Annotated in this window: 7 protein-coding genes; all 7 read right to left on the bottom strand. The window is 66.0% G+C overall.

Annotation, left to right across the window (positions count from 1 at the left end; genetic code table 11):
* A partial coding sequence (locus JOZ76_RS31180; RefSeq protein WP_291705238.1) for a TRAP transporter large permease subunit occupies positions 1-539 on the bottom strand: 539 nt, incomplete at its 3' end.
* Positions 536-1,027 carry a TRAP transporter small permease subunit gene (locus JOZ76_RS31185; RefSeq protein ID WP_291705239.1) on the bottom strand — a complete coding sequence of 164 codons (492 nt, stop codon included), beginning with the start codon at positions 1,025-1,027 and terminating at the stop codon, positions 536-538. The genes JOZ76_RS31185 and JOZ76_RS31180, both read right to left, overlap by 4 nt.
* Before the next feature lie 761 nt (positions 1,028-1,788).
* Positions 1,789-2,667 carry a transglutaminase family protein gene (locus JOZ76_RS31190; RefSeq protein WP_291705240.1) on the bottom strand — a complete coding sequence of 293 codons (879 nt, stop codon included), beginning with the start codon at positions 2,665-2,667 and terminating at the stop codon, positions 1,789-1,791.
* On the bottom strand, positions 2,664-5,195 hold the full coding sequence (locus JOZ76_RS31195; RefSeq protein WP_291705241.1) for a circularly permuted type 2 ATP-grasp protein: 2,532 nt from the start codon (positions 5,193-5,195) through the stop codon (positions 2,664-2,666). The genes JOZ76_RS31190 and JOZ76_RS31195 overlap by 4 nt, the downstream gene beginning before the upstream one ends.
* Before the next feature lie 30 nt (positions 5,196-5,225).
* Positions 5,226-8,498: a transglutaminase family protein gene (locus tag JOZ76_RS31200; protein WP_291705242.1), complete on the bottom strand. Its 3,273-nt coding sequence runs from the start codon at positions 8,496-8,498 to the stop codon at positions 5,226-5,228.
* Between the two features lie 129 nt (positions 8,499-8,627).
* A complete protein-coding gene (locus JOZ76_RS31205) occupies positions 8,628-10,151 on the bottom strand; it encodes a UxaA family hydrolase (protein WP_291705243.1) in 1,524 nt (507 codons plus the stop codon).
* A 120-nt stretch (positions 10,152-10,271) separates the two neighbouring features.
* A partial coding sequence (locus JOZ76_RS31210; RefSeq protein ID WP_291705244.1) for an HpcH/HpaI aldolase family protein occupies positions 10,272-10,941 on the bottom strand: 670 nt, incomplete at its 5' end.

A 10,941-nucleotide genomic window follows, 5' to 3' on the forward strand; every position in this document is an offset into this window, starting at 1 on the left:
GCCATCGTATGGGCCGACAGCATGGCGTCGCTGAGCAGGATCAGCACCAGTGATGGCGGCACCAGCACGCCGAGCGTGCTGGCGACCGCGACGGTCGCGTGACGATTGGCGGCCGGAATGCCTTCCGCGGCAAGCCGCGGCGAGACCACGCGGGAAAGGCCGAGCACGCTGGCCCCGACCGAGCCGTTCATCGGCCCGAGCAGCGCGCCGAGCATCATGCCGGAGACCAGTGGCGCGGACGGCTTTCGCGGCAGCAGCGCGTTGCTGGCGCGATAGAGCGCATCCGCCACCGGCAGCCGGTCCAGCAGCAGGCCCATGGTCACGTAAAGCGGCAGCGCCTGCAACAGATCGTTCTCGAACAGATTGATGAGTCGGCTCGGCAGCGCGCCGAGCGTTGCGAGTTCGATGGTGCCGGCGATGAGGCCGATGATCGCGCCGAGGCTTGCGACCGTCACGAGCACGACCGCAGCCGGCAGCCCGGTGCTGACGATGCCGAGGCCGACCAGCAGCAGCAGCGCAAGCCCGACCCATTCGATCATGCGTCGCCCGCCTGCGAGGGGCGGAACAGATCGACCACGGCCTGCGCGATCACCACGGCCGCCATGAGCCAGAGCGCGAGCTTGATAAAAAAGTAGCCGCCATTGCCGCTGTCCTGAAACGATTCGAGGTGTTCGAGGCTGGAGAGCACCGTGCTCCTTGAGACGATCAGGATGAAAGCCGCCCACGGCAGCAGCCCGATCGCCGCGCCGATGCGCGCGAAATGGTGCCGCGTCCGTGCGGAATAGTGCCGGGCCAGCAGATCGGCGGCCAGATGGGTCCGCGCCCGCGTCGCGGCCGTGACGCTGACCGCGACGAACAGCGCAAAGACCACCTGCCCGAGATCGTTGGCTTCACGGGAATAGGCCCGCACCATATCGCGCAGCGGCCATTGCAGGAACAATAGCAGGACCAGCGGCAGCGCCAGCCACTTGGCGGCCGCCACGATGGCGCCGATCAGGCGATCCAGGATACGCAACGGACCGGTCATGGTCCCCCCATTTGGCGAGGTCTGCATCTACGATTGTCGGCAGTTCTTCGCACGAGGGCAAGCCTTCCGCGCCCGGACTGCAGGTGATTTGCCGGCGCTGTCCAGTCCTCCGGCAAAAATATTTCTCCTTGCATATTCTGTAAATCAGAAGTATGGTGCGCCCGTCCCGCCTCGGCACGAGGGGCGTATCGCGATCGTCACGAACGTGAGGCGGGATGCGATGGACGCGTTTGCGTCGGCGCGCGGTTGTTGCGCGGACGACTGACACGAGCGCGTACGGCAAAGCCGTGTGGTCCTGGCACCCCGACGCTGGTGTCAAGTGAGCAGAACGATCTGCTCGCGACGGGAGCAAGAAAGCCCGGTTCCCGGGGAGAGCGCGGTATAAGCCGTAACACCATTGCGCAGGGAAGGCCGGATTGCTCCGGTTGAACCTGTGGTAACCGCCGCGTGCTTTTTTTGATGCACGCGGGCCATGGGTGCAACCAGCACCCGGCCTTCCCTGCGCCCTCGTCATTTTCGGAGGGTGTGCGAATGATGCAAGACTCGGGCGCTTCGCGCCGCGAGACTGCGGAAACTTGTCTCGCGCGATCCGCATCATTCTCAACTGTCATGCCCCGCTTCAAGCGGGCATCCAGTATTCCAGAGACCGCCGTGCTTGAGCGGATGGGCCGCGGCGTATTGGGTCGCCCGGTCAAGCCGGGCGACGACAGCGGAATGGGCTGTTTGACATTCGAATAAGAGCAGCGCGCGCTCTGTCCGGCTCACTCCACCAGCACGACGTCGACCGCGACGCCGAGCTTCTGCCGTGGCGAGCCGACGATAATGCCGTCGACCGGCGAAACGTCGGAAAAGTCGCGGCCCACCGCGAGGATGATGTGATCGTTCTCGACCAGCAGATCATTGGTCGGATCGAAGCCGATCCAGCCGAGCTCGCTGCCGCACCACAGCGAGACCCAGGCATGCGAGGCGTCTGCCCCCTCGAGCCGCCTCGCGCCCGGCGGCGGGACGGTGCGGAGATAGCCGGAGACGTAGGCGGCCGGCAGCCCGAGGCCGCGCAGCCCCGCGATCATCACATGGGCAAAATCCTGGCAGACGCCGTGACGCTTCTCGAACACCTCGTTCAGCGGCGTGGAGATCACGGTCGCCTTCGGGTCGTAGCGAAACTCGGTACGGATGCGATGCATCAGGTCGACCGCGCCGGCGAGCACTCCGGTGCCGGGCGAAAAACTCGCTGCCGCATAGGCCGTCACCGGAGCCAGCAGCGGCACCAGCGCGCTCGCAAACACATAGCCGATCGGGGAAGCCGGCCCGAGGCTCGTGGCATCGAGCACCCTATCGCGAACGTCTTCCCAGACCGGACTCGGCGCGCTGCGGCCGGGTGCGCGGCGCGACATCATCACGCGGGAGCGTGAGTCGATGCGCAGATGGCGATGCGGCACCTCGATGATGATGCTCTCGGTCCTGGTGCCGAAAAAATCCCGCCGCGCGGTCCGCGTCGCCGGCCGCGGCCGGATCTCGATGGCGTGCGAAAGCAGTTGTTGGCCATCGCCATCGTGCGGCTCGAGCCGCAGCGCGCAGCGGGCGAAACTGACCGCACTCTCGTAGGTATAGGTCGTGACGTGACGGACGTCGTAGATCACGCCAGCCCCGTCAGCTTTTCCGGTCGGCTGGCATTGGGCCCGTGCGGAAAATAATGCGCGCCGATCGCATCAGCCAGATTGAGCAGGTCCTGTTCGAGCGAGAACAGCGTCTTGGTATCGAGGCGGCCCGCCTCCGACGTCGTCAGCGACGACTGCGCCGCGACGGCAAGGCGCTGCGGCCGCTCGATCAGGCCGCTTTCGACCAGCGCGGGCAGGCTCGCGATGTGGGCGTTGAGCGCCTCGACCTGGAAGGCGACCGATCGTGGATTATAGGTGTCCAGCACCACGAGATCGCGGATCGGCGCCAGCACCGGCCCGACCAGATAGCGCGAACGATAGGTGATCTGGCAGTCCACCAAAGTGAGCAGGATGTCGAGATCCTCGCCGGTGGCCTCATCATAGGCGAACTGGCGCGCGAGGCGCATCGTGTTGATGGCGCGCTCGATGCGGCGGCCCATCTCGAGGAAGCGCCAGCCGGCGGCGCGGTTCATGTTCTCCTGCGCAAGGCCGGCGAAGCTCGCAAGCTCCTGCAGGGTCAGCTCGGCCGCGCTGACGACGCCATCGTCATCCTCGACCTCGCCCGCGAGCCGCGCGGTCATCTCAGTGATCACCTGCCAGGCATCAGGCGACAGCCGTTCGCGCAGCGAGCTCGCGGTACGCTGCGCGGTGCGCAGCAGCGACAGCGCGGAGCCGAACTTCGCCTCGGCCTGCAGCGCTTCGGCGGCGACCCTGGAGGGCTGCGTCCGCGAGGTCTGCGAGACCGCCCCCCAGGCGACCAGCAGCCGCTGGATGCGTTCGGCTGTTTGCACGAGGTTCGGCGCGCCCCTGCCGGGATCGCGCTGCTGGGCGCCGAGCGCGCGGATCAGCCGCAACGTCGCTTCCGCGCGTTCGAGATAGCGGCCGAGCCAGAACAGATTGTCGGCGGCGCGGCTCGGCAGTACGCCGGCGATGCGCTTGATCCGCACGGTGCCCGGCAGCAGCGTGCGCGCGGTCACCGCCTTGTCCGATACCACCCAGACGTCGGCGGCGCGCGCGCCGTCGCCCATCGACACGGCGCGGGCGTCCGGCCGCTCGGCGATCCGGCAGAAGCCGCCGGGCATGATGGTCCAGCCGGTCTCGGTGGCGGCCGCAAAGACCCGCAGCACGAACGGCCGCGGGGTGATGCCGCCATTGTCCCAGACTGGCGTGGTCGACAGCCGCACCAGCTCTTGGCCGACGAAATCGATGCCGCGATCGGTGATGGCGGCTTTCAGCCGATCGCGCTCGGCGGCCGACAATTCGCCGGGGAGAACCGGACCGCGGCCATCGAAGCCGGGCACGCCGCGACCGTATGCGCCCTCGATGGCAAACTCATCGAGCCGCGACAGCACCTCCTCGCGCGCCGCCTTCTGCCCGCACCACCAGGTCGCGATGTGCGGCATCTTAAGATCCTCACCGAGCAGGCGGCGCGACAGGCTCGGCAGGAAACCAAGCAGCGCACGCGCTTCCAGCACACCCGAGCCCGGCATGTTGGCGACCACGACGCCATTTTTGCGAAGGACGTCAATGAGACCGGGCACGCCGAGGCGCGAGGCGGCGTCGAGTTCGAGCGGATCGAGCGAGTTGGAATCCACCCGGCGCAGCAGCACGTCGACCCGCTTCAGCCCGGCGACGGTGCGAATATAGACGCGGTCGTCGCTGACCGCGAGATCGTCCCCCTCGACCAGCAGAAAGCCGAGATAACGCGCGAGCGTGGCGTGCTCAAAGTAGGTCTCGCTGAAGGCGCCTGGTGTCAAGACGCCAATGCGCGGCTCGTCGCGATCGGCGCTGGCGCGGAGCGCCTCGCGAAAGGCCTCGAAGAACGGCGCGAGGCGCTCGACATTCATCGACTTGTAGAGCGAGGCGAAGACGCGCGACAGCACCAGGCGGTTTTCCAGAGCATAACCCGTCCCGGAAGGCGCCTGCGTGCGGTCGCCGAGCGCCCACCAGCGGCCGTCGGGGCCGCGGCCGACATCGGCGGCATAGAGATTGAGATAGCGTCCGCCCGGCGGCTTCAGGCCGCACACCGGCCGCAGATATTCGCTCGAGCCGGCGATCGCCGCGGCGGGAATTGCGCCATCGGCAACCAGACGGCCCTCGCCGTAGAGATCCCTGAGGACGAGCTCCAGGAGCTGTGCACGCTGCGCGATGCCGGCGGAGAGTTGCTGCCACTCCGCCTCGTCGATCAGCAGCGGCAGATGGCTGAGCGGCCATTGCTGATCGGCGCTCTCGCCGGGTGCGCGATAGCTGACGCCGGCCTCGCGCATGTGGCGGTCGGCCGCGCCAAAGCGCCGCTCGATGTCGACGGGCGACAAGGCGGCGAAGGCTTCAAGGAAGCGGGTCCAGACCGGGCGCGGTGCGCCATCCGCGGCGATGAACTCGTCGGGGATGCCGGGCAGCCGCACATAATCGCGCGACCATTGCGCGAGCCGCCGGTTGCCCAGGCGGGCCTTGCCCGCCGCACCATCGTCCGGCCCTTCGCCCAAATCTCCGCCGGTGGTTTCCGCCATTCCGACTCTCCGCCGCCTGCCCGACCATTCTCAATGCAGGAGCTGGGATCTCAAGTCGAGTGTGAAAGGAAATTCCATGGTGCGCTCCTCGCGCGGCGGGTCGATTTTGCCGGGAGTGTGGCCGTGATCCTGAAACCGGGCCAGGCGCCGGGCCTCGGCCTCGTAGGAATTGACCGGTTTGGTTGCATAATTGCGACCGCCGGGATGGGCGACGTGATAGACGCAACCGCCGAGCGACCGGCCGTTCCAGATGTCGATCAGGTCGAAGGTCAGGGGTGCATGGACCGGGATGGTCGGGTGCAGGCCCGAGGCCGGCTGCCAGGCCTTGAAGCGGACGCCGGCCACTGCCTCGCCGACACGTCCCGTGGCCGTCATCGGCAGCCGCCTGCCATTGCAGGTCACGATGTGCCGGCCCTCGACAAAACCATCGGCCTTGACCTGCAGCCGTTCGACGGAGCTGTCGACATAGCGGACCGTGCCGCCCGCAGAGCCTTCCTCGCCCAGCACGTGCCAGGGCTCCAGCGCCTGCCGCAGCTCCAGCGTGACGCCGCCATGATGCACGCGGCCGAAGGCGGGGAAGCGGAACTCGAGCTGCGCCAGGAACCAATCTGGCGAGAAGGCGTAGCCGGCGAGCCTGAGCTCATCGAGTACGCCCAAAAAGTCGTCCCAGAGGAAATGCGGCAGCATGAAGCGGTCGTGCAGCGCGGTGCCCCAGCGCACGCACGTGCCCTCCTGCGGCTCGCGCCAAAATTTTGCGATCAGGGCGCGGATCAAAAGCTGCTGCGCCAGCGACATACGCGGATCGGGCGGCATCTCCAGCGCACGGAATTCGACCAGGCCGAGCCGGCCGGTGGCGCTGTCGGGCGAATAGAGCTTGTCGATGCAGATCTCGGCGCGATGGGTGTTACCGGTGATGTCGGTCAGGATGTGTCGGAACAGGCGGTCGACCAGCCAGAGCGGGACGCTGCCGCCTGGCGGCGGCACGTGGCCGAGCGCGATCTCCAGCTCATAGAGGCTGTCATGCCGCGCCTCGTCGATCCGCGGCGCCTGGCTGGTCGGTCCGATGAACAGGCCGGAGAAGAAATAGGACAGCGAGGGATGACGCTGCCAGAACAGCACCAGGCTCTTCAGCAGATCGGGACGGCGCAGGAAGGGCGAATCTTTTGGTGCCGCGCCGCCGACCACGACGTGATTGCCGCCGCCGGTGCCGGTGTGCCGGCCATCGAGCAGGAACTTGTTCGCACCAAGCCGCACTTGCGCGGCATCCTCGTAAAGTCCGAGCGTGATATCGACGGCCTGGCGCCAACTCGCTGCCGGCTGCACGTTGACCTCGATGACACCGGGATCGGGCGTCACCTTGATCACATCGATGCGCGGATCGTAAGGCGGCGGGTAGCCCTCGATGTGAACCGGCATTTTTCTCTCTTCAGCGGTCGCTTCCACCGCCGCGACCAACTCCAAATAATCGTCGACCTTTTCGACCGGCGGCATGAAGGCGCAGAGCACGCCATCGCGGATCTCGATCGACATCGCGGTTCGGACGCCGCCGCCTCGCACCTGCTGCTCCTGCACCGCCTGCTGCGGGGCACCTGTGAACGCGGCGGGCTCGAACACCGGCAGATCGCCGCGCGGCTCGAGCGGGTCCTGCTCGACGACGTAAGGGTAATCATCGGCTGGAATGTGCGGCAGCGACGAGATTGGCAGGCGCAGACCGAGCGGCGAGTCGCCGGGAAGCAGGAACAGATGCCCGCGCCGCAGAGTCCAGCGCTCGCTCTTCCAGCGGCCGGCATCGGCGTTCCAGCGCTGGATCGGCAGCACGAAGCCGCGGGGCGTATTGAGCCCGGCATCGAACACGCGGGCCATGCGGGCGCGTTCTTCGGGATCGGCCAGCTTGGAGTCGCCGGGATCGACATTGGCCGGCAGCGCGGCCTCCTTCTGCAGCCAATGAGTCGGATCCTCGAAGGCCGGCAGCACGAACTCCGAGGCAAGGCCGAGCTTCTCGGCGGTGGCCTGCGCAAAACGCTCCGCGTCGGCGATGTCGGCCTTCCGTGGCTTTTCGACTGGCGCGATCAGATCGGCGTTCTTCCAGATCGGCACCCCGTCCTTGCGCCAATGGAGCCCGAACGCCCAGCGCGGCAGGCTTTCACCGGGATACCACTTGCCCTGCCCGTAATGCAGGAGACCACCCGGTGCAAAACGCGTCCGCAGCCGCCGGATCAGCTGGTCGGCAAGTGCACGCTTGGTCGGGCCGACCGCGGCGATATTCCATTCCGCCGCTTCCATGTCGTCGATCGACACGAAGGTCGGCTCGCCGCCGGTGGTCAGGCGGACATCGTGAGCAAGGAGATCGGCATCGACCTGCTCGCCGAGCCGGTCGAGCTCGGCCCATGCCTGCTCGGAAAATGGTTTTGTGATCCGAGGCGCTTCGCGGATCCGCTTCACGCTCATCTCGAAGCTGAAGTCGACATTGGCGAAACCGGCGCTGCCGGAAATCGGCGCGGCCGACCGGTGGTTTGGCGTGGCTGCTACGGGAATATGCCCCTCGCCCGCGAGCATGCCGGACGTCGCATCAAAACCGATCCAGCCGGCGCCGGGGAGATACACCTCGGCCCAGGCATGCAGATCGGTAAAATCGTTGTCGACCTCGCGTGGTCCCTCGACGGGATCGATGTCCGGCCGCAGCTGGATGAGATAGCCGGAGACAAAGCGCGCGGCGAGACCAAGTTGCCGCAGGATCTGGATCAACAGCCACGCGGTGTCGCGGCAAGAGCCGGCGCTGGAGGCCAAGGTCTGCTCCGGGCTCTGAACGCCCGGCTCCATGCGGATGACGTAGCGAATCTTTTTCGCGAGGCTCGCGTTGAGGTCGACCAGGAAGCTGACGGTGTTCGACGCCTCGCGCGCAATCGTGGCGAGAAAGGCTGCAAGCAAGGGCCCGGGCTCGGCAGTCTCGAGGTAAGGCGCAAGTTCACTCCTCAGACCGTCGGGATATTGGAAGGGAAAACTGTCGACATAGGGCTCGACGAAGAAGTCGAACGGATTGACCACGGTCATCTGCGCCGTGAAATCGACCTCGATCTTCAATTCGCTGGTCTGGTCGGGAAATACGAACCGCGCCAGCCAATTGCCCTGCGGGTCCTGCTGCCAGTTCACGAAATGGTTCGCCGGGCTGACCTTCAGCGAATAGCTCAGGATCGAGGTGCGGGTGTGCGGCGCCGGCCGCAGTCGGATCGTCTGCGGACCGAGCGCGATCGCCCGATCATATTTGTAATGCGTGACGTGATGCAGCGCGACGAAGATCGACAATGGGAAAATGCTCCACCAACGCTCTTGAGCAGAACATTGCGGCCGCCAGCGATCAAGCACGAACAACAGGCACGGAATGCCCCTGGACGCCGCGCCGCCAACCTCGCGGACGACGGCGCAGCGGCAAAACTACATCGTCGCGCCGAGCACCCAGGGAGCGAATTCGGCGCCGCCGAAATCAAAGCTCTCGCTCTTGGTCGGCTTGCCCGAGGCCGTCTTCAGGATCAGGTCGAAGATGCGTTGGCCGCATTCCTGCACCGTCTCCTCGCCATCGAGGATGGTGCCGCAATTGACGTCCATGTCATCTTCCATGCGCTTGTACATCGGCGTGTTGGTCGCCAGCTTGATCGACGGTGCCGGCTTGCAGCCGAACACGCTACCGCGGCCCGTGGTGAAGCAGACCAGATTGGCGCCGCCGGCCACCTGCCCGGTCGCTGCGACCGGGTCGTAGCCGGGGGTATCCATGAATACAAAACCCTTCTTGGTGACGGGCTCGGCATAGTGCAGCACGTCCACAAGATTGGTGCTGCCGGCCTTCGCCATCGCGCCGAGCGATTTTTCGAGGATGGTGGTGAGCCCGCCAGCCTTGTTGCCGGGGCTCGGATTGGCGTTCATCTCGGCGCCCTCGCGCGCGGTATAGTCCTCCCACCAGCGCATCAGGCCGACCAGTTTTTCACCGACCTCGCGGCTGACGGCGCGGCGGGTGAGCAGGTGCTCCGCGCCATAGGTCTCCGGAGTTTCGGAAAGGATCACGGTACCGCCGTGCCGCACCAGAAGATCGCTCGCAGCACCCAGTGCCGGATTCGCCGACACGCCGGAATAGCCGTCAGAGCCGCCGCATTGCAGCGCCACGGTCAGTTCGCTTGCCGAGACAGGCTCACGCTTCACCTTGTTGGCGTCGGTCAGCGCTTCCCTGACAAAGGCGACCCCCGCCTCTACCGTCTTGCGCGTGCCGCCCTTCTCCTGGATGTCCATCGAGCGCAGCCGCCCGGCGAGCTTCTGCTCCTCCATCAGCCCGCCGATCTGGTTCACCTCGCAACCAAGGCCGAGCACGACGACGGCCGAAAAATTCACGTGCCGCGCATAGCCGCCGAGCGTGCGCCTCAGCAGCTTCAGCGGCTCATCCAGCGTCATGCCGCAGCCGGTCTTGTGGGTGAGCGCGACCACGCCGTCGACATTGGGAAAATCGGCCAGCGGATTGTCGCCGGTGAACGGATTCTTCTTGAAGACGTCGGCAACGAGACCCGCGACATGGGCGCTGCAATTCACCGAGGTGAGGATGCCGATGTAGTTGCGCGTCGCCACACGCCCGTCCGGACGGCGGATGCCCTCGAAGGTCGCCGGCAGGTCGAAATTCGGCACTGGTTTGACGTCGACGCCGTAGGCGTAGTCCTTGGCGAAATCGCCCATGCCGCAATTCTGCGTATGCACATGCTGCCCCGGCGCAATCGGCGCGGTGGCAAAGCCGATGATTTGGCCGTAGCGGCGGATCGGCTCGCCCGGCGCGATCGGCTTGATCGCGACCTTATGACCCGCGGGTATGCGATCCACGGTGGTAACGCCATCGGCGACGACGAGGCCCGGCGGCAGGCTCGCGCGCGCGATCAGCACGCCATCATCAGGGTGCAAGCGGATAACGGGGGCTGGGGTCATGGGAACCTCCGAAAATCGAAAGAGCGGACGACAGGACGAGCCAATAGCGAGTGGCGAATAGCGAATAGTAACCTAGTCATGCCAGTTCTACTCGCTACTGCCTATTCGCTACTCGCCGGCTCAGGCTTTGCCGCCAGCATCCTTGCGGGTCTGATTGACCTGCAGCCTCGCATAGGTCGACATCAAGCCGACCTCGTTCGACAATGTCACGAGCTTGAAGCCCATGTTGATGGCGCGCACCGCGCCCTCGGCGCCGCTGCAATGGATGCCCGGGTTGAGCTTGCGCTTGTCGCACTCCTTGATGATCTTTTCGTAGATCTGCAGGATCTCCGGCTCCTCGCGGTCGAGCTTTGGCACAAGTCCGTAGGAGAAGCCGAGATCGGAGGGGCCGATATAGACGCCGTCGATGCCCTCGACGTCGAGGATCGCTTCCATGTTCTCGACCGCGGTCCTGGTCTCCATCATCGGCAGCAGCACAATCTCGTCGTTGGCGGTCTTCTGATAGGTCCCGGCCGAACCATACATGCCGGCACGGATCGGCCCGTTGGAGCGCGTGCCCTTCGGCGGATACTTCGAATAGCCAACCAGGCTTCTCGCTTCCTGCGGCGTGTTGACCATCGGGCAGATCACGCCGTAGGCGCCCCCATCCAGCACCTTGCCGATCATGCCGGGCTCATTCCAGGGCACGCGCACCATCGGCGTCACCGGGTGCCCGTGCATCGCCTGGAAGCACTGCACCATCGAGAGGTAGTCCTGCACACCGTGCTGCATGTCGACGGTCACGCTGTCA

Origin of the sequence: Bradyrhizobium sp. (assembly GCF_019244115.1) — a bacterium.
Classification (GTDB): domain Bacteria; phylum Pseudomonadota; class Alphaproteobacteria; order Rhizobiales; family Xanthobacteraceae; genus Bradyrhizobium.

Excerpts from the sequence above, each read along its gene's own strand:
- JOZ76_RS31185 (WP_291705239.1), bottom strand. The coding sequence starts at position 1,027 with ATGACCGGTCCGTTGCGTATCCTGGATCGCCTGATCGGCGCCATCGTG.
- JOZ76_RS31195 (WP_291705241.1), bottom strand. The coding sequence starts at position 5,195 with ATGGCGGAAACCACCGGCGGAGATTTGGGCGAAGGGCCGGACGATGGT.
- JOZ76_RS31205 (WP_291705243.1), bottom strand. The coding sequence starts at position 10,151 with ATGACCCCAGCCCCCGTTATCCGCTTGCACCCTGATGATGGCGTGCTG.